The 19,537-nt window shown below is 62.3% G+C and carries 19 protein-coding genes; 9 read left to right on the top strand and 10 right to left on the bottom strand.

The genetic code is table 11. The features are described from left to right. Positions 1-56: 56 nt before the first annotated feature. The 6 genes from AC2FME_RS13190 to AC2FME_RS13165 all read left to right on the top strand — a co-directional run bounded on the left by AC2FME_RS13190 (position 57) and on the right by AC2FME_RS13165 (position 5,153). Entirely contained in the window at positions 57-977 is a 921-nt protein-coding gene (locus AC2FME_RS13190; protein ID WP_496678608.1) for a manganese-dependent inorganic pyrophosphatase, read from the top strand. Positions 978-1,215: 238 nt separating this feature from the next. Beyond that, complete coding sequence (locus tag AC2FME_RS13185) at positions 1,216-2,091, top strand: TIGR01459 family HAD-type hydrolase (RefSeq protein WP_496795218.1); 876 nt, start codon at positions 1,216-1,218, stop codon at positions 2,089-2,091. A gap of 101 nt (positions 2,092-2,192) precedes the next feature. Continuing rightward, positions 2,193-2,636, top strand: coding sequence for a MaoC family dehydratase (locus tag AC2FME_RS13180; RefSeq protein WP_005981529.1), 444 nt, complete (start codon positions 2,193-2,195; stop codon positions 2,634-2,636). Between the two features lie 80 nt (positions 2,637-2,716). Next, positions 2,717-3,649 carry a bifunctional riboflavin kinase/FAD synthetase gene (locus AC2FME_RS13175; protein WP_496800644.1) on the top strand — a complete coding sequence of 311 codons (933 nt, stop codon included), beginning with the start codon at positions 2,717-2,719 and terminating at the stop codon, positions 3,647-3,649. Next, complete coding sequence (locus AC2FME_RS13170; protein ID WP_496678614.1) at positions 3,646-4,119, top strand: YcgN family cysteine cluster protein; 474 nt, start codon at positions 3,646-3,648, stop codon at positions 4,117-4,119. The genes AC2FME_RS13175 and AC2FME_RS13170 overlap by 4 nt, the downstream gene beginning before the upstream one ends. Then, positions 4,119-5,153 carry a threonine aldolase family protein gene (locus AC2FME_RS13165; RefSeq protein ID WP_496800643.1) on the top strand — a complete coding sequence of 345 codons (1,035 nt, stop codon included), beginning with the start codon at positions 4,119-4,121 and terminating at the stop codon, positions 5,151-5,153. The genes AC2FME_RS13170 and AC2FME_RS13165 overlap by 1 nt, the downstream gene beginning before the upstream one ends. Here AC2FME_RS13165 and AC2FME_RS13160 read toward each other — a convergent pair. Next, a complete protein-coding gene (locus AC2FME_RS13160; protein WP_496800642.1) occupies positions 5,150-5,962 on the bottom strand; it encodes an alpha/beta fold hydrolase in 813 nt (270 codons plus the stop codon). The two genes, AC2FME_RS13165 and AC2FME_RS13160, sit on opposite strands and share 4 nt — an antisense overlap. Next, positions 5,959-6,561 (bottom strand): 2-hydroxychromene-2-carboxylate isomerase, encoded by a 603-nt coding sequence (locus AC2FME_RS13155; RefSeq protein ID WP_496678620.1) that lies wholly within the window; start codon positions 6,559-6,561, stop codon positions 5,959-5,961. The genes AC2FME_RS13160 and AC2FME_RS13155 overlap by 4 nt, the downstream gene beginning before the upstream one ends. Positions 6,562-6,668: 107 nt before the next feature. On the opposite strand from AC2FME_RS13155, the gene AC2FME_RS13150 reads away from it, so the two are divergent. Further along, positions 6,669-7,688, top strand: coding sequence for a ribose-phosphate pyrophosphokinase (locus AC2FME_RS13150; RefSeq protein WP_496678622.1), 1,020 nt, complete (start codon positions 6,669-6,671; stop codon positions 7,686-7,688). Positions 7,689-7,773: 85 nt separating this feature from the next. Here AC2FME_RS13150 and AC2FME_RS13145 read toward each other — a convergent pair whose 3' ends face one another. The 7 genes from AC2FME_RS13145 to AC2FME_RS13115 form a co-directional block, all read right to left on the bottom strand. Then, entirely contained in the window at positions 7,774-8,124 is a 351-nt protein-coding gene (locus AC2FME_RS13145; RefSeq protein WP_496800641.1) for an H-type lectin domain-containing protein, read from the bottom strand. Positions 8,125-8,237: 113 nt separating this feature from the next. After that, positions 8,238-8,648 carry a F0F1 ATP synthase subunit epsilon gene (locus AC2FME_RS13140; protein WP_170365421.1) on the bottom strand — a complete coding sequence of 137 codons (411 nt, stop codon included), beginning with the start codon at positions 8,646-8,648 and terminating at the stop codon, positions 8,238-8,240. 12 nt (positions 8,649-8,660) lie between these two features. Then, complete coding sequence (gene atpD / locus AC2FME_RS13135) at positions 8,661-10,085, bottom strand: F0F1 ATP synthase subunit beta (RefSeq protein WP_490359724.1); 1,425 nt, start codon at positions 10,083-10,085, stop codon at positions 8,661-8,663. Positions 10,086-10,105: 20 nt separating this feature from the next. After that, positions 10,106-10,981: a F0F1 ATP synthase subunit gamma gene (locus AC2FME_RS13130; RefSeq protein ID WP_496743473.1), complete on the bottom strand. Its 876-nt coding sequence runs from the start codon at positions 10,979-10,981 to the stop codon at positions 10,106-10,108. A 12-nt stretch (positions 10,982-10,993) separates the two neighbouring features. Then, positions 10,994-12,532, bottom strand: coding sequence for a F0F1 ATP synthase subunit alpha (gene atpA, locus AC2FME_RS13125; protein WP_496678627.1), 1,539 nt, complete (start codon positions 12,530-12,532; stop codon positions 10,994-10,996). After that, the gene (locus tag AC2FME_RS13120) at positions 12,533-13,093 is read right to left on the bottom strand and encodes a F0F1 ATP synthase subunit delta (protein WP_496678628.1); all 561 of its coding nucleotides are present in this window, start codon (positions 13,091-13,093) and stop codon (positions 12,533-12,535) included. A 314-nt stretch (positions 13,094-13,407) separates the two neighbouring features. Beyond that, positions 13,408-14,142: a class I SAM-dependent methyltransferase gene (locus AC2FME_RS13115; RefSeq protein ID WP_496678630.1), complete on the bottom strand. Its 735-nt coding sequence runs from the start codon at positions 14,140-14,142 to the stop codon at positions 13,408-13,410. Positions 14,143-14,203: 61 nt separating this feature from the next. Between AC2FME_RS13115 and gloB the strand changes: the two genes are divergently transcribed. Then, positions 14,204-14,971 carry a hydroxyacylglutathione hydrolase gene (gene gloB / locus AC2FME_RS13110; RefSeq protein WP_496743469.1) on the top strand — a complete coding sequence of 256 codons (768 nt, stop codon included), beginning with the start codon at positions 14,204-14,206 and terminating at the stop codon, positions 14,969-14,971. Positions 14,972-15,148: 177 nt separating this feature from the next. Continuing rightward, positions 15,149-17,473 carry an ATP-dependent Clp protease ATP-binding subunit ClpA gene (gene clpA / locus AC2FME_RS13105; protein WP_496800640.1) on the top strand — a complete coding sequence of 775 codons (2,325 nt, stop codon included), beginning with the start codon at positions 15,149-15,151 and terminating at the stop codon, positions 17,471-17,473. Positions 17,474-17,793: 320 nt separating this feature from the next. On the opposite strand, the gene AC2FME_RS13100 is transcribed toward clpA, so the two are convergent. Further along, the gene (locus tag AC2FME_RS13100; protein WP_496800639.1) at positions 17,794-19,536 is read right to left on the bottom strand and encodes a peptidoglycan -binding protein; all 1,743 of its coding nucleotides are present in this window, start codon (positions 19,534-19,536) and stop codon (positions 17,794-17,796) included. Position 19,537: the final 1 nt, after the last annotated feature.

Below are 19,537 nucleotides of genomic sequence, written 5' to 3'. Positions count from 1 at the left end.
CAAGGCCCGCCCCGCCTTCTATAAGGCGCGCAAACATCCAGCATCAGGAATCCAAAATGACCATCCAAGTATTTGGCCATAAATCCCCCGACACCGACTCGACCGGATCTCCGATCCTGTGGGCCTGGTATCTCAACGAAGTCAAAGGCGAAAAGGCCGAGGCCGTCCTGCTGGGCGAACCCAACACCGAGGCCGCCTTCATGCTGCAGCGCTGGGACCTGCCCAAGCCGCGCATCATCGGGGATGTCGAGACCGATGCTCCGGTTGTCATCGTCGACACCAACAACCCGGCCGAGTTGCCGGCCAACGTCAACAACGCCGATATCCGGGCCATCATCGACCACCACAAGCTGGTCGGCGGGCTTGAAACCAAAGGCCCGATCGACATCACCGTGCGTCCGCTGGCCTGTACCGCAACCATCATGATCGACCTTATGGGCGACGATGCCGCCAAGATGCCCGACGCCATCAAAGGCGCCGCCCTGACCTGCATCCTGTCGGACACGCTGGAGTTCCGCTCGCCCACCACAACCACACATGACCGAGACGTTGCCGAGAAACTGGCCGCTGATCTTGGCTTGGATATTTCGGCCTATGCCGCCGACATGTTCGCAGCGAAATCGGACGTATCGTCCTTCTCGGACGCCGAACTGATCCGCATGGACAGCAAGGAATACGAGGTCGACGGCACCAAGTTCCGCGTCTCCGTTCTGGAAACCACCGCGCCGAGCGTGGTGCTGGACCGCAAGGACAGCCTCGCCCAGTCGATGCTCGAAGTGGCCAAGGAAGATGGCGTGGACCAGGTTCTGCTCTTCGTCGTTGACATCCTGAATGAAGAGGCCACCCTGCTGGTGCCCAACGACTTGGTCAAATCCGTCGCCGAAAAGAGCTTTGGCGCCTCGGTTGACGGCGACACCGTCGTTCTGCCGGGAATCATGAGCCGCAAGAAGCAGATCATTCCGAACCTGAAGGTCTGACTTCGCCGAAACACAAGGATTGGCACCCGCTGTGCGGGTGCCATTTCATTTGCGAGGCTCTGCCTCGCGCTCCGGGATATTTTGGGCCAGATGAAGTCAAGGTGTCGCCCTTCATCTGGCGGCAAATATCCCGGGGGAGCCGTCCCAAGGCGGCGGGGGCAGAGCCCCCTCTGGCAAATTCGGTCCGGCTCTGCCATAGGCTTGGGTTGATGCGAGGCCCAAGCCAGAAGAGACAATCATGACCCAGATCATCCCTGCTCTCGACGCGGTATCCGACCGCTACAAAGCCCTTTTTGTGGACCTGTGGGGGTGCGTGCACAATGGTATCACCGCCTTCCCCGAGGCCGTAGACGCGTTGAAAGCCTACCGCAGCAAAGGGGGAAAGGTGGTTTTGGTGACCAATTCACCAAAACCGCGAGCTGGCGTAGCCGAGCAACTGAAACAGTTCAACGTTCCTTCGGATGCGTACGACACGATCGCGACCAGCGGTGATTCCGCGCGCTCGGCAATGTTTCGCGGTGCAGTTGGTGAAAAAGTTTATTTCATGGGCGAATGGGATCGGGACGCGGGCTTTTTCGAGCCACTGAAAATTCTGGATCACCCGATCCACATCGAACGCGTGCCGCTGGACCAGGCCGAGGGGATCGTCTGCTGTGGCCCGTTCGATCCGATGGCCGATCCGGCCGTGAACCGGCCGGACTTCCTGTACGCCAAGCAGAAAGGCCTGAAGCTGCTGTGCGCCAACCCTGACATCGTCGTCGACCGGGGCGAGGTGCGGGAATGGTGCGCCGGTGCGCTGGCCAAGCTCTACACCGAAATGGGTGGCGAGAGCCTGTATTTCGGCAAACCGCATCCGCCCATCTACGATCTGGCACGGCGCCGCCTTCGCGCGCTGGGAGTGGACATATCAGACGACGAGATCCTCGCGATCGGCGACGGGCCGCATACCGATATCGCGGGCGCCATGGGTGAGGGCATTGATTCCCTTTTCATCAGCGGCGGGCTGGCGGCATCGGAAACAAAAACGTCGCACCAGCCGGATCCGGATGCCTTGAGCGATTATATTTTCAAGGAAAAGATTAACCCAACCTATACGATCGGCCGCCTACGCTAAGCAGAAAACGCTTGATTTTCTGCAGTTGCAAAGTAATAAAGTTACCAATCTTGGGTCGTTGGTGATTTTTTGTTGCCGGACCGATGCATAGTGAGGGCGACATGTTGGACAATCTTCCGCGCGGAACGATCTGTATCGAAGACATCGAAATGGGTATGACCCGGCACCTGCGCAAAGTGGTGACGGACGAAGACATCGAGATGTTCGCCCAGGTCTCGACCGACCGGAACCCGGTGCATCTGGATGACGACTATGCCCGCGATACGATTTTCGAAGGGCGCATCGCCCACGGGATGCTGACCGCTGGTCTGATCTCGGCCGTGATCGGCGAACAGCTTCCGGGCCATGGGACTGTCTACATGGGTCAGTCGCTCAAATTCCTTGCGCCGGTCCGCCCCGGCGACATGGTCTATGCCGAGGTCAAGGTGATCGACATCGACTTTGCCAAGCGCCGAGTCAAGCTGGACTGCCACTGCTCGGTCGATGGCAAGAAGGTCCTGGTAGGCGAGGCCATGGTTCTGGCCCCCTCGCGGAAGTTCGACTGACGGCAGGTTTTATTGACCAGCCAAGCCCCAGTCTGGAACTGCCGCTTGAACCCGGTGGACAGTCCCGCTAGGCAAGCCCCATGCAGATCATCCGGGACTACAAGTATGTCGATCCAGAGGACCGCGGCGCCAGCGCCGCGATCGGGAATTTCGATGGCGTTCATATTGGCCACCAGTCGGTGATCGATCTGGCCCGGAAGGCATGCCCCGATGCGCCCTTGGGCGTTCTGACCTTCGAGCCGCACCCGCGCGAATATTTCGCCCCGGAAGCCCCGCCCTTTCGTCTTATGCGCGGAAATGCGCGTGCGCACCGGCTGGAGAAGCTGGGTGTGCAGAAACTGTACGAACTGCCGTTCAACGCCGCGCTCGCCGGGCTGACGCCCGAGGAATTCGCCAGCAACGTGATCTGCGAAGGTTTGGGTCTGGCCCATGTGGTGATCGGGGCCGATTTCTGTTTCGGTAAAGGCCGCAGCGGCACCGCGCAGGATATGGTGCAGTTCGGCCGGCAGATGGGGTTCGGCGTCACCATCGCCCCATTGATGCAGCAATCCGCTCACGTGGTCTCGTCCACCGCGATCCGGCAAGCCCTGAGCGATGGTCGCCCGCGGGACGCGGCGGCCATGCTGGGCCACTGGCACCGGATCGAAGGCGAGGTGATCGGCGGCGAACAGCGCGGCCGCGAATTAGGCTTTCCGACGGCCAATATGTCGATCGAAGGAATCCACCCCCCGAAATTCGGCGTCTATGTGGTTCTGGTCGACGTGCTGGATGGCCCGCATGCCGGCAGCTATCACGGGGCGGCCTCGGTCGGGGTGCGGCCAATGTTCCATGGCGAGGTCCCGAATATCGAAACCTTCCTGTTTGACTTCTCCGGCGATCTCTATGGTGCGACCCTCTCGGTGGCCCTGGTCGAATTCCTGCGCCCTGAGATGACCTTTGACGGCCTCGATGCTCTGATCGCCCAGATGACCGAAGACTGCGATCGCGCGCGCAAGATCCTGGCCGCGACATGAGCAAGGATCCGATCGACCGCGCCGGGCTGACCCCACGTTTTTGGGAGCGCAAACCCCTGCAAAAGATGACCCCGCGTGAATGGGAAGCCCTGTGCGACGGCTGCGGCAAGTGCTGCCTGAACAAACTCGAGGACGAGGACAGCGGCGAGGTTGCCCTGACCCGTGTCGCCTGCCGGCTGCTGGATGACGCGACTTGCCGCTGCACCCAGTATGACATCCGCCACCAGTTCGTACCGGAATGCATCGTCATGCGCCCGGACAACATTCACGAACACGCCTACTGGTTGCCGCAGACCTGCGCCTACCGCCTGTTGTGGGAGGGCAAGCCCCTTTACGATTGGCACCCGTTGCTGTCAGGGTCGCCCGACAGCGTCCACGCCGCTGGCGTTTCGGTTCAGGGCCTGACCGTGTCCGAATTCGAGACGCCCGAGGAAGAGTGGGAAGACTACATCATCGAGGAGCCAACCTGATGCATTTCGCCTCTGACAATTCCGGGCCCGTCCACCCCGAGGTCCTGACCGCTCTGGCCGAGGCCAATCAGGGCTATCAGATGGCTTACGGCGCCGACGATCTGATGAACGAAGTGCGCGACCGGATTCGGGCCATCTTTGAGGCGCCCGGGGCAGCGGTCTATCTGGTGGCAACCGGAACGGCGGCCAACTCGCTGGCCCTGGCGACCCTGTCGCAACCGTGGGAGACCATATTCTGCTCGCCCGTCGCGCATATTCATGAGGACGAGTGCAACGCGCCCGAATTCTACACCGGCGCCAAGCTGACGCTGGTTCCGGGCGGCGACAAGATGCAGCCGGATGCACTGCGCCGCACCATCGCCGCAGAAGAGACCCGCGGCGTGCACGGTCCTCAGCGTGGCCCGGTGTCGATCACTCAGGTGACCGAGCGGGGCTCGGTCTATTCGCTGGCCGAGCTGCAAGCGCTGTGCGGGGTCGCCAAGGAGTTCGGCCTGCCCGTCCACATGGATGGCGCACGGTTCACCAATGCGCTGGTCACGCTGAACTGCTCTCCGGCCGAGATGACGTGGAAGGCGGGCGTGGATGCGGTCAGCTTTGGCGGCACCAAGAACGGGCTGATGGGGGTCGAAGCGGTGATCTTCTTCGACGAAAGCAAGGCCTGGGAGTTCGAGTTGCGCCGCAAGCGCGGGGCGCATCTGTTTTCCAAGCACCGGTATCTGTCGGCCCAGATGGCGGCCTATCTGCGCGATGATCTGTGGCTGCGATCGGCCCGAAAGGCTAACGCCAACTGTGCGCGTCTGGCCGATGGGCTGCGGGCTGCGGGTGCGCAGTTTCTGCATGAACCCCAGGCCAACATCATCTTTGCCAGCTTTCCCCGCAGCCTGCACAAGCGGCTGGACGCGGCCGGTGCGATCTATCACCTGTGGGGCGACTCGCTGGACGGCCTGGACGAGGACGAGATGCTCGCCTGCCGGTTCGTCTGCGACTGGTCGACACCGACCGAAGAAATCGACCGGTTCCTGGCGCTGCTCTAGGCGCGCCAGAACGCCTCGACCTGCGCTGCCGTCTCGCCCGGGTGCGAGATGGGCAGCATGTGCCCTGCCCCCTCAAGAACAGCCTGCCGGGCATCGGGCAAGCGGGCGCGCAGCCCGGCATTGACCACCGCCATGATCGGGTGCGAGGCCGAACCATGCAGCAGCAGGATCGGCATCGTAGCCCGCGCCATGGCCGTCGGGGCCAGCAGGCCAGTAGTATCGCGGAACAGCGGCCCCTCGACCGCGCCAACCACGCCAACACCCCGGATCATCGCATTTCGGGTCCGCTCGGGCAGATCCGGCCAGCGCGGGCTACGGTCGGTCGTGCCCCACATGCGGTTGAACAGGCGGGCGGCCCGGGGCGCGTCGCCTTCAGCAAGGGCGGCTTTGTAGGGCTGAGACTCGGCCGCGTGTTGCGCCGCAAGCGCAGGCGCGTCTTGGTGGGCGACGGCAAAGAACACGGGTTCGATCAGAACGGCGCTGCGCACCAGGTCCGGGTATTCGATGGCCAGCCGCAGCGCGACCATCGCACCGAAACTATGCCCGATCACGTCCATCGGTTCGCTCAGCTGCGCCCGCGACAGGGCTGTGGTCAGGTCGAAGAAGTCTCCCTGCCCGTCCCAATCCGGGCTGCGCCCGTGCGACAGCATGTCGGGTGCGATCAGCGTGGCCCGGTTGCCCAAAGCGGCCGCCAGACCCGACCACGCACCGGAATGCGCGATCGTGCAATGCAGCGCCAGCACCTTTCGGGTGCCCGCCTCAAGAGTGCGAACGTGAACGGGCGGCAGCACGGGCTTGGCCTTGGTCATGCCTTGAGCGTCGCCAGATGCTGGTCCAGATCCTCAAGCCGGTCCTGCCCCCAGAACCTTTGGTCGTCTTGCGTGATGTAGAAAGGCGCGCCAAACACGCCGCGGTCCACCGCTTCTTCGAGATTGGCGGCGTAGGTCTCGGCCCCGATCAGCAGGCCGCTGTCGGCCAGCGCCGGGTCAAAGCCCGCCCCGGCCAGACAGTCGCGGATCACGTCATCCTGCGCGATGTCCCTGTCCTCGGCCCAGCAGGCGCGCAGAAAGGAATGGCACAGCTTGCCCACGTCGCCCGATCCATCCTGAATGGCCGCGATGATGGCGTATGAGGACGGCGCTGCGTTGGTCGGCCAATGTGCAGGTTGCAGGTTGAACGGCAGGCCCGTCTTCTTGGCTTGGCGCACCAGTTCCTGCGCACGATACTCGATGCGCGACGGGTGGCGGTCCTTGGGGGGCACGCCGCCGGTGCGCCCGAACAGCGCTATGATGTCAACAGGCTTGTACGCGATGGTGGCGCCGTGCTTGGCCGCGATCTCCTCCAGCCGCAGTCCGGCGAGGTAGGAATAGGGCGACAGTGTCGCAAAAAAGTAGTCAATGTCGGCCATGTGCACTTTCTCCACCCTGTTATCTTTGCGTGACGGTAAGGCCATGCTAAGCGGTGTCAACATCACGAATCTGTCACATTGCCACTGCTGCCCGGGGACCTCAGCCGATGCCGACACGTCACGAACCCAAGCTTATCGCTGGGAACGCAAACCTTCCGCTTGCCGAATCCATTGCCCGCCGCATGAGCCTGCACCGAGGTGTCGAGCAGGGGTTGGTCGATGCCCGCGTCGAACGCTTCAACGACGGAGAAATCTTCGTCGAGGTGTTCGAAAACGTCCGCGGCGAGGACATGTTCATCATCCAGCCGACCTCGAACCCGGCCAATGACAACCTGATGGAGCTGCTGATCATCGCCGACGCATTGCGCCGGTCTTCGGCGCGTCGGATCACGGCTGTGATCCCCTATTTCGGCTACGCTCGTCAGGACCGCCGCACCAAGGCCCGCACCCCGATCAGCGCCAAACTGGTGGCCAACATGCTGACCGGTGCCGGGATCGAGCGGGTTCTGACCATGGATCTGCACGCCGCCCAGATCCAGGGCTTTTTCGACATCCCAGTCGACAACCTCTATGCCTCGCCGATCTTTGCGCTGGACGTGAAAAACCAGTTCAAGGACCGGCTGGACGAAATCATGGTCGTCTCGCCCGACGTGGGCGGCGTGGCCCGTGCCCGCGAACTGGCCAAACGCATCAACGCCCCGCTGTCGATCGTGGACAAACGCCGCGAAAAGGCCGGAGAAGTGGCCGAGATGACTGTGATCGGCGACGTGACCGACAAGATCTGCCTGATCGTGGATGACATCTGCGACACCGCCGGGACCCTGTGCAAGGCGGCCCAGGTCCTGATGGACAACGGGGCCAAGGAAGTGCATTCCTACATCACCCATGGCGTCATGAGCGGCCCCGCCGTCGAGCGGGTATCGAACTCGGCGATGAAATCGCTGGTTCTGACCGACACGATCCAGCCCACCAAGGAAATCCAGGATGCCAAGAACATCCGCACGGTTCCGACCGCGCCGATCTTTACTCAGGCGATCCTGAACATCTGGAACGGAACCTCAGTGTCGTCCCTGTTCGAAGACAAAACCCTGACCCCGATCTACGAGACGCTGTACCACACGAGCTGACCGGGCGACCGCCTGGACCTTCACGACCCCAAAGCGAAAACCGCTCAGCCGGTTTTCGCTTTTTTTCGTTGCCCGACAAAGCCGGTCACGAGATGTCCCAGTCATCCGGGTGCGAAACCTCGCCGGTTGCCGTCCATGCGACCCGAATTCGGGCGATGCGGGTGTCGGACCATGTGCGAAACACAGCGTCAAAACCTTGCGGGCTGATGTTCTCGGCCAACAATTCGGCGCGCAGGGCCGAAGACGTATCGACATCCCAAAGAGAAACGCCAATCTGCACGACCGGGGCCGAGCGGAAAGCTTCGTTGAAGCGAATGGCGGCGCGCCGCTCGCGCGGCCCTTCGCCTGTCCACATATCGCCGCCGTCGGCGAATTCCGAAAACAAGACCGCCTCGCCTTGGTCAATTCCAATAGGGTGAGTCAGAAATTTCTTCATCATTCTTCTTTGGCTTGAATTTCCGAAGCTTAGCCCTGCACCCTGACAAAATCACGACAAAAAAACGGCCCCGCAGCAGCAGGGCCGTTTCCAATTCCGATAGTGCAGTGGCCTTACAGGCTCATATGCGTTCCCAGCGCTTCCATGTCGGCCAACAGCTTGGCTGCCTCGTCGACAATGGTCTGCTCGCCGTTTTCCTTCGCCGCCTCGTGCGAGGCGCGCGCCTCGGCAATCAGCTCGTCCAGATGGGTGCGGGTCACTTCGTCAACCGGGATGGCCTTTTCGGCCAGCACCGACAGGGCATCGCCGTTGATCTGGGCAAACCCGCCGGTGACCAGGTATTCGCTGGTCCCTTCGGGCGCTTCGACCTTCAGGATGCCCGGACGCAGCGTCGTGATCGTGGGGGCATGATCGGGCATCGCCGTCATGTCCCCGTCCGCGCCGGGAATCTGGACCGCGCTGGCCTGAAGCGAAGCAAGGCTCCGCTCCGGGCTGACGAGGTCGAATTGCATCGTGTTTGCCATCGGGGATACTCCTTAGGCAGCTGCTGCGGCCATCTTCTCGGCTTTGGCGATCACTTCGTCGATGCCACCAACCATCAGGAAGGCCGCTTCGGGCAGGTGGTCGAATTCGCCGGCCACGACACGCTCGAACGAGTCGATGGTAACTTCCAGCGGAACCTGAACACCCGGCGAACCGGTGAAGACTTCGGCCACGTCGAACGGCTGCGACAGGAAGCGCTCGATCTTACGGGCGCGGGCCACGGTCAGCTTGTCCTCTTCCGACAGTTCGTCCATGCCGAGGATGGCGATGATGTCCTGCAGCGACTTGTAGCGCTGGAGGATCTGCTGAACGTCGGTCGCAACCTTGTAGTGACGCTCGCCGACGATGGCCGGGTCAAGCAGGCGCGAGGTCGAGTCGAGCGGGTCCACGGCCGGGTAGATACCCTTTTCCGAGATCGCACGGTTGAGAACGGTGGTTGCGTCCAGGTGCGCGAACGAGGTTGCCGGCGCAGGGTCGGTCAGGTCGTCCGCGGGCACGTAGATCGCCTGCACCGAGGTGATCGAGCCCTTCTTGGTCGAGGTGATGCGTTCCTGCAGGGCGCCCATGTCGGTGGCCAGCGTCGGCTGGTAGCCCACAGCCGAAGGAATACGACCCAGCAGAGCCGACACCTCGGAGCCCGCCTGCGTGAAGCGGAAGATGTTGTCGACGAAGAACAGAACGTCGGTACCGGACTGGTCGCGGAACTGCTCGGCCAGGGTCAGACCGGTCAGAGCAACACGGGCACGCGCCCCCGGAGGCTCGTTCATTTGGCCGTAGACCAGGGCCACCTGGCTTTCCGACAGGTTGTCGGGCTTGATGACGTTCGATTCGATCATCTCGTGGTACAGGTCGTTGCCTTCACGGGTCCGTTCACCAACACCGGCGAACACCGAGAAGCCCGAGTGCACTTTCGCGATGTTGTTGATCAGCTCCATGATCAGAACGGTCTTGCCCACACCAGCGCCGCCGAACAGACCGATCTTGCCGCCTTTGGCGTAGGGGGCCAGCAGGTCAACGACCTTGATGCCGGTGACCAGGATTTCCGACTCGGTCGACTGTTCGTCGAACGAGGGGGCGGGCTGGTGGATGGCGCGGGTTTCAGTCGCTTCGACCGGGCCTTTTTCGTCGATCGGCTCGCCGACCACGTTCAGGATGCGGCCCAAGGTGGCGTTGCCGACCGGCACCGAGATCGGTGCGCCGGTGTCAACAACCTCGGCCCCGCGGACCAAGCCTTCGGTTGCGTCCATCGCGATGGTACGGACGGTGTTCTCACCCAGGTGCTGGGCAACTTCCAGCACCAGGCGCTTGCCGTTGTTTTCAGTTTCCAGCGCGTTCAGAATTTCAGGCAGCTGATCGTCGAAGTGCACGTCGACGACGGCCCCGATGATCTGTGTGACTTTGCCTTTTGCATTCGCCATGTTTCGTCTCCGGTTTGTCTCTACAGCGCTTCGGCGCCGGAAATGATTTCAATCAGCTCGTTGGTGATCACGGCCTGACGCGAGCGGTTGAACTGGATCGTCAGCTTGTCGATCATCTCGCCCGCGTTGCGCGTCGCGTTGTCCATCGCGGACATCCGTGCACCCTGTTCCGAGGCCCCGTTTTCAAGCAGAGCCGAGAAAATCGCCGTGGCGACCCCCTTGGGCAGCAAATCGGCCAGAATGGCCTCTTCGCTGGGCTCGTAGTCGAACACGGCGCCGCCGTCGTCCCCTTCGGCATCCTCGAACGAGGCGGGGATGATCTGCTGGGCCGTCGGGATCTGGGTCACGACGTTCTGGAACTTCGCGTAGAAGATCGTGGCAACGTCGAACTCGCCCGCGTCGAAACGCGACAGGATGTCCTTTGCGATGTCCTGCGCATTGGCATAGCCGATGCGCTTGACCTCGCTCAGGTCGATGTGACCGACGAACAGGTCGCCATAGTCACGCTTGAGCGCGTCGCGACCTTTCTTGCCTACGGTCAGGATCTTGACCGTCTTGCCCTTGCCGCGCAGCTCGTCCGCCTTGGCGCGGGCCAGGCGGGCGATGTTCGAGTTGAAGCCGCCGCAGAGCCCACGCTCGGCCGTCATCACGACCAGAAGGTGGACATCGTCGCTGCCCGTGCCGCGCAGCAGCTTGGGGGCGCTGTCGCTGCCCCCGACCGATGCTGCCAGCCCCGCCATCACGGCATTGAACCGCTCGGCGTAGGGGCGCGACTGTTCCGCAGCTTCCTGGGCGCGGCGCAGTTTCGCGGCCGCGACCATCTGCATGGCCTTGGTGATCTTGCGGGTCGATTTGACCGACTCGATCCTGTTTTTAAGGTCCTTAAGACTTGGCATCGCCGCGTCTCCTTAAGCGAAGGTTGCGGCGTATTCGTCCAGCGCAGCCTTGATCTTGTCGGCAGCCTCGCCCTTGATCTTGGGATCTTCGTCGGTGATCCACTGCAGCAGATCGGCATGCTTGCCGCGCAGATGCGCCAGCAGACCGGCCTCATAACGGCCAACGTCCGAAACGTCGATCTTGTCGAGATAGCCGTTGGTACCGGCGAAGATCACGCAGACGATTTCCGCGTTGGTCAGCGGCGAGTACTGCGGCTGCTTCATCAGCTCGGTCAGACGCGCACCACGGTTCAGCAGCTGCTGGGTTGCGGCATCGAGGTCAGAGCCAAACTGCGCAAAGGCAGCCATTTCGCGATACTGGGCCAGTTCCAGTTTCACCGGACCGGCAACCGACTTCATCGCGTTGGTCTGAGCCGACGAACCCACGCGCGAAACCGACAGACCGGTGTTCACGGCGGGGCGGATACCCTGATAGAACAGCTCGGTTTCCAGGAAGATCTGGCCGTCGGTGATCGAGATCACGTTGGTCGGAATAAAGGCCGACACGTCGCCGCCCTGGGTTTCGATGACCGGCAGAGCGGTCAGCGAACCGGCGCCGAAGTCCTCGTTCAGCTTGGCCGAACGCTCCAGCAGGCGCGAGTGCAGGTAGAAAACGTCGCCCGGATAGGCTTCACGCCCCGGCGGACGGCGCAGCAGCAGCGACATCTGACGATAGGCGACGGCCTGTTTGGACAGGTCATCGTAGATGATCAGGGCGTGGCGGCCGTTGTCGCGGAAGTATTCAGCCATCGCGGTTGCGGCATAGGGTGCCAGGAACTGCATCGGCGCCGGGTCAGACGCAGTTGCGGCCACGACGATCGAGTATTCGATGGCGCCGGATTCTTCCAGTTTCTTCACCAGCTGGGCCACGGTCGAACGCTTCTGGCCGATGGCCACGTAGACGCAGTACAGCTTTTTCGATTCATCGTCGCCGGCGGCGTCGTTGTAGACCTTCTGGTTCAGGATGGTGTCCAGAGCCACGGCGGTCTTGCCGGTCTGACGGTCACCGATGATCAGCTCGCGCTGGCCGCGGCCGATCGGGATCATAGCGTCAACCGACTTCAGGCCGGTCGCCATCGGCTCGTGCACCGATTTACGCGGGATGATGCCCGGCGCCTTGACGTCGGCGACGCCGCGCTGCTTGGCATTGATGGGGCCCTTGCCGTCCAGCGGGTTGCCCAAGCCGTCAACAACGCGGCCCAGCAGCTCGTCACCAACCGGAACGTCCACGATCGACTTGGTGCGCTTGACGGTGTCACCTTCCTTGATGTCACGGTCCGAGCCGAAGATCACGACACCGACGTTGTCGGCCTCGAGGTTCAGCGCCATGCCCATGATGCCGCCGGGGAACTCGACCATCTCGCCTGCTTGCACGTTGTCCAGGCCGTACACACGGGCGATACCGTCACCGACGCTCAGCACACGGCCGATTTCGGCCACTTCGGCTTCTTGACCAAAATTCTTGATCTGGTCCTTCAGGATCGCAGAAATCTCTGCAGCTTGGATACCCATTTATCCGACCTCTTTCATTGCATTCTGTAGGGAGTTGAGCTTGGAGCGGATCGAGCTGTCGATCATCTGCGAGCCCACTTTGACGACAAGACCACCGATGAGGCTTTCATCGACGGTCGCATGGATGGTCACGTCCTTGCCCACGCGCTCGGACAGTGTCTTGGACAGCTTTTCAAGCTGGGTCTTGGTCAGCGATTTGGCCGACACGACTTCGGCAGTGATTTCCCCGCGCTCCTCGGCCAGCATCTCGCGCAGGACCTTGATCAACTGCGGCAGCACGAACAGCCGGCGTTTCTGCGCCATCAGCGCCAGCGTGTTGCGCAGGATCGGGTTCAGCCCCATCTTTTCGGCAACGGCAGTGATCGCCTTCTGCTGGTCGGCGCGCGAAATCAAAGGTGAAGAAATCACGTCGCGCAACTCGGCGCTTTCGCTCAGGGCCTCCGACAGGTCGTTGATGCCGGATTCCAGGCCCGCAAGGTCATTGTTCTCTTTTGCGATCTCGAAGATCGCCGTGGCATAGCGCTTGGCGATGCCCGTGGAAATCGAAGCTGGTTCGGACACGTCCACCCTTCCGATATTTTAGGCCCCGGATTTGCACGGCAACAGCCAGCCCGGGGGCGTGAAGAAACCCCGTCCTTGAAGGGCGGGGATCAAAATCACCGGGGATGTAGCAGAGCCAATCCAACCTAGCAATATGTTATGCCGGATGGCAGTTTATCCACAAAACCTTTGATTTCATGCACTTACGTCAAGTGCGACCCTTTGAACCCATCTAGCGCGGTGAAAAATGTTACCAGGTTGCGGGTTTTTGCGATTCCTGTGGCCGATTTCCCTCAGCTTTTCGCCTCTGTGCCTGACCTTCCGCGCCTAGGCCATCACGCCGGCTTCAACAGCCCGTCCAGCGCTTTGATCGGGCGTTTTTGCCGATCTTTCGTGACGCTGCCGCTGGGGGGAAACACCTGCTTGCCGGCCTCGACCATCAGCACCCCGCCGGCCATGATCGTCGGAATGCGCTGGCCGGCTTTCTCGATCAGACTGCCCGAGCGCAGCCAGAAGCGCCGAAACGACGGCGGCATGTAGAGGGCCGAGCAGTGTTTTTCGGGCAGGAAATGGTGAGCCCGCAGCTGTTTGTCCAACTGGGTCGCCGAGTACGGGTGGCCATACCCGAACGGCGTGCGATCGGTCCGTGACCACAGCCCGGCCCGGTTGGGCACTACGAATATGGCGCGTCCGCCGGGGCCCAGCACGCGCCAGCATTCCTCCAGCAACTGGCTGGGCCGTTCTGAGGTTTCCAGCCCGTGCATCACCACCAGCTTGTCCACATGTCCGGTCTCAATGGGCCACGCGGTTTCTTCGGTCAGCACCGACACATTGGGCATTCCCGCGGGCCAGGGCATCACCCCCTGCGGGCCGGGCATCAAGCCCACCACACGCCTCGCATCCGCCAGATACGGACGCAACAGCGGAACGGCAAAGCCGAACCCCGCAACCGTCTGTCCTTTGGCCTCGGGCCAAAACTCGACCAACCGCCCACGAATGGCGGCCTGCGCGGCCCGCCCCAACGTGCTGCGATAGTAGAAGTTTCTCAGATCCTGCACATCGAGATGCATTGCGGACACCCGGTCAATCGGCTTAGCTGGCCGCAGTCTAGCAACGAAAGGGCAAAAGGCCATGCCTCTTGAAATCGTCACCGTTCCGTGCCTCAGCGACAACTACGCCTTTCTGGCCCATGACGCGACCACCGGCGAAACGGCCCTGATCGACGCCCCCGAGGCTGGCCCGATCTTGTCCGAACTCGACGCACGCGGCTGGCGCCTGACCCATGTGCTGCTGACCCATCACCACTGGGACCACGTCGATGGCTTGGCCGACATACTGGACCGGCACCCAGCCCAGGTCGTCGGCGCCGCGGCCGACGCGCATCGTCTTCCCAGCCTGGATATGCAGGTGGCCGAGGGCGACCTGTTCGAAATCGGCGGCGAACCTGTCGAGGTCTTTGACGTTTCGGGACACACGGTGGGCCATGTTGCCTATTACATGCCGCAAAGCCATGCGGTGTTCACCGCCGACAGCCTGATGGCGCTGGGCTGCGGCCGCCTGTTCGAGGGCAACGCCGAGCAGATGTGGTCCTCGTTGTCCAAACTGGCCGCCCTGCCCGACGATACGCTGGTCTGTTCCGGGCACGAATATACCCAGTCCAACGCGCGGTTTGCCTTGACCGTCGATCCGGAAAACCCCGCCCTGCAACGACGCGCTGCCGAAATCGACGCGGCGCGGGCGGCAGGCCGACCGACCGTTCCGTCATCATTGGGCCTGGAAAAGGCAACGAACCCGTTTCTGCGCGCCAGGGATCCCGCCATTCAGGCGCATCTGGGCATGGTCGGCGCAGACCCCGTCCAGGTTTTTGCCGAGATCAGGGCTAGAAAAGACCGTTTTTGATGCCTAAATGCCCTTCATCACGGACACGGTCGCAGTAAATGTGACTGTCAAGTGAAAGAAAACCCTTGAAGCGTCGGCCTGATCAACCAAACTCTAATAGTATGAGGTCATGGTTGGGATGGGGATCCGACCCATTCTCGAACCCCCTGTCCGGCCCAATACTAGAGGAGCACCCGCGTGCCTTCATTCTCGAGCACACTTGAACAAGCCATCCATGCGGCCCTGGCGGCGGCGAACGAACGGCGTCACGAATTCGCAACGCTGGAACATCTTCTGCTGGCGTTGCTTGAGGAGCCTGACGCGGTGCGCGTCATGAAGGCGTGCAGCGTGGATCTGGAAGAATTGCGCCGGTCTTTGGTCGAATTCATAGACGAAGACCTGTCGAACCTCGTCACCGACATCGACGGGTCCGAGGCGGTGCCGACCGCGGCATTCCAGCGCGTGATCCAGCGAGCGGCGATTCATGTCCAAAGTTCGGGTCGGACCGAGGTGACCGGTGCGAACGTGCTGGTGGCCATTTTCGCCGAGCGTGAAAGCAACGCCGCCTATTTCCTGCAAGAGCAGGACATGACCCGCTATGACGCGGTGAATTTCATCGCGCATGGTGTGGCCAAGGACCCGGCCTATGGCGAAAATCGCCCGGTCACCGGGGCTGATCAGGGCGAAGAGGAAACCCAGTCCTCTGCCGGCGAAGCCGACCAGAAGGAAAGCGCGCTGGGCAAGTATTGCGTGGACTTGAACGCCAAGGCCCGCGCAGGCGATGTCGATCCGCTGATCGGTCGCGCCGACGAGGTCGAGCGCTGCATTCAGGTTCTGTGCCGCCGACGCAAGAACAACCCGCTGCTGGTGGGTGATCCGGGTGTGGGCAAGACGGCGATTGCGGAAGGACTGGCCTACAAGATCGTTCAGGGCGACGCGCCCGAGGTGCTGTCGAACACGACCATCTATTCGCTGGACATGGGCGCGCTGCTGGCCGGCACGCGCTATCGTGGCGATTTCGAAGAGCGGCTCAAGGCCGTGGTGACCGAGCTTGAGGACCACCCCGACGCCGTGCTGTTCATCGACGAGATTCACACCGTGATCGGTGCCGGCGCTACGTCGGGCGGGGCCATGGATGCCTCGAACCTGCTGAAGCCTGCGTTGCAGGGCGGCAAGCTGCGCACCATGGGTTCGACCACCTACAAGGAGTTCCGCCAGCACTTCGAGAAGGACCGCGCGTTGTCGCGCCGGTTCCAGAAGATCGACGTAAATGAACCCTCGGTCGAGGACAGCGTGAAGATCCTGCGCGGTCTCAAGCCCTATTTCGAAGAGCATCACGACATCAAATACACCGCCGACGCGATCAAGACCGCGGTCGAGCTGTCTGCGCGTTACATCAACGACCGCAAACTGCCTGACAAGGCGATCGACGTGATCGACGAGGCCGGTGCGGCCCAGCATCTTGTGGCTGAAAGCAAGCGGCGCAAGACCATCGGCGTCAAGGAGATCGAGGCCGTGGTGGCCAAGATCGCGCGCATTCCGCCGAAGAATGTCACCAAGGACGATGCCGAGGTTCTGAAGGACCTTGAGAACTCGTTGAAACGGGTGGTGTTCGGGCAGGACCAGGCAATCGAGGCTCTGTCCAGCGCAATCAAGCTGGCACGGGCCGGTCTGCGCGAGCCGGAAAAACCGATCGGAAACTACCTGTTCGCCGGCCCGACCGGTGTGGGCAAAACCGAGGTCGCCAAGCAACTGGCCGATACACTCGGCGTGGAACTGCTGCGCTTCGACATGTCGGAATACATGGAGAAACACGCGGTCAGCCGTCTGATCGGTGCGCCTCCGGGCTATGTCGGCTTCGATCAGGGCGGACTGCTGACTGACGGCGTTGACCAGCACCCGCATTGCGTGCTGCTGCTGGACGAGATCGAGAAAGCGCACCCAGATGTGTTCAACATCCTGCTGCAGGTGATGGACCACGGCGAGCTGACCGATCACAACGGCCGGACGGTGAACTTCCGCAACGTGGTGTTGATCATGACCTCGAACGCGGGCGCGCAGGAACAGGCCAAGGCCGCTATCGGCTTTGCCCGCGACCGGCGTGAGGGTGAAGATACCGCCGCAATCGAACGGATGTTCACCCCTGAATTCCGCAACCGTCTGGACGCGGTGATCTCGTTCGCCCCGCTGCCGAAAGAGGTCATCCTGCAGGTGGTCGAGAAATTCGTTCTGCAGCTTGAGGCGCAGTTGCTGGATCGTGGCGTGACCATCGACCTGACCCCAAAGGCTGCCGAATGGCTGGCTGACAAGGGCTATGACGACAAGATGGGCGCCCGCCCATTGGGTCGCGTGATCCAGGAGCACATCAAAAAGCCCCTGGCCGAAGAGCTGTTGTTTGGCAAGCTGGCAAAGGGCGGCGTGGTTCGCGTGTCGGTCAAGAAGGGCGAGTTGGATCTGGAGATTCTCGGCCCTGAAAACCCGCGGATTTCCGGCAACAAACCGCCACTGTTGACAGCGGACTGACCCCGATGGGACATCAGACATGGGACCCGGCAGCGGTGCTGCCGGGTTTTTTTATGCGTTGCTCCCATTTGGCGGGCCCAGCGACGGATCGGCACCTGCCAACCGTATAATCCGAAACAGCCATCCAATTCGGAAAACGGTATGACCTGCCAAATCGCAATTATCTGGACAATTGCCCTTGCGACCACAGCCATAGGCTGCATTGCCATGGCAGGAACCGGCCCAGGCGATGCGCCTGGGACCATCGCGACTTTTTCTTCGATATGCAACTGCATTGAGGCGGACAACCGGCTGCCGACGTCCGTTCGAAATTCGCCGTGTCAGCGTTCGGTCAGCTTCAGCTCGATCCGGCGGTTTCTTGCGCGGGCTTCGGGCGTGTCGGCGTTATCCACGGGCTGAAACTCACCAAACCCGTTGGCGGCAAGCCTATTGGGTGGGATTCCCAGTTCGTCGACCATGTAGCGCACGACCGACAAAGCCCGCGCCTGACTGAGCTCCCAATTATCGCGATACCGCCCGCCGGGCGTCACCGGAACGTTATCGGTATGACCGTCCACACGGATCACCCAGTTCAGTTCCGACGGGATTTCCGCCGCCACGCTGCGCAGGATGTTGGCCACCTTGGCGACTTCGCGCTTGCCGTCTTCCGACAGGACGGCCGACCCCGGCGGGAACAGAACTTCGGAGGAGAACACGAAACGGTCGCCCTCGATGCGCACCCCCTCCTGGTTGCCCAGAACGTCCCGCAGCCGGCCGAAGAACTCGGAACGATAGCGTTGCAGATCCTCTGCCTGCCGCGCAAGCTCCTGGTTCTGGCCGGCCAGTTTCTCGGCCTCGGCCTCGAGACGGATCCGTTCCGCCTCTTCCAGAAGCCGCCGTTTCCTCTCTTCCGAAGCGGCCCGCGCCAAAGCTGCGTTCAGGTCCTGCCCAAGCGTCTGAATCTGCACCTCGGCGGCGGCGTTGCGTTCCTTGTAGTCATCCAACAGGGCCTGAAGCGACCCCAACTGATTGCGCAAAGCGGCTATCTGCTGGTTCAGCAAAGCCGTCTGGCGCTGCGCCTCGGTCGAAATGGCCTTTTCCTCGGCCAGCGTGTCACGAGCAATCTCCAACAGGGCCTCGCGCTCGGCTGCCAGCCTCCGTTGCCGGTCGGCCTCGGTCTCGGCCTCTGTCCGGGCGGTCAACGCCGCCTCCAACCGGACCTTGAGTTCTTCGGGGTTCAATTCACCGAATTGCCGCTCCAGCTCGGCCTTGGCGGCCTCGGCCGCCGCCAGCAGGGTCAGGGTTTCCTCGGCCTCTTTCCGCTGCGCCTCGAGCGCCAGCGTCATCGCGGTCAATTCGGCATCCGCGTCCTGCAGTTTCTCACGCAACGCTTCGGCGGCCGCAGTCTCGGCCAGGCGGGCGGCTTCTTCCTCGGTCAACCGGGACTGCAACTGGGAAATCTGCGCCGCCTGCTCCTCGCCGGCCTTTTCCAAATCCGCCACCATCGCCTCAAGCGCCTCGCGCCGCGCCGCCGCCAGCCGCGCGGCCTCGGTCTGGGCGTCGATCTCGTTCCGGCTTTGGGCCAGCGCCAGGTTCAGCGCCTCCTGCTCGGACAGCAACTGCTGACGTTGATCTTCCAAAGCGCCAATCCGAGCCTGCGTGCGCTGCTGTTCGGCCAGCAGGGCGGCCACCTGCGCTTCGAACCCGGTGATCCGCGTCTGGGCGGCCTCCAGTTCGGCGGCGCGCTGGTCGCGCTCGGCGGTCAACGAAGACACCAGCGCCTGTGCCTGTGCCAGATCCTGTTCCGTCTGCGACAGGGTTGCATTCAAGGCGCCCAGGCGAGCCTGAAGGCGACTGTTTTCCCGCTCTTCCAGCCCCAGCGCGTCGGCCAGCGCCGCGACCTTGTCCGACAGCAGGGTCAGTTCATCCTCCTGCCCCGAAATCGTTTCACGCAGAACGAACTGCACCACCATGAAGATCGTCAGCACGAAGGTCAGCACCATCAACAGCCCCGTCATCGCATCGACGAATCCGGGCCAGACCGAGCCCTGAAAACGCTGACCGGTGCGGCGGGACAGGGCCATG

It is taken from the genome of Ruegeria sp. BHSC026 (assembly GCF_059613065.1).
The sequence above is the reverse complement of the archived record's forward strand: the minus strand, read 5'-3'. Positions and strand labels throughout refer to the sequence as shown.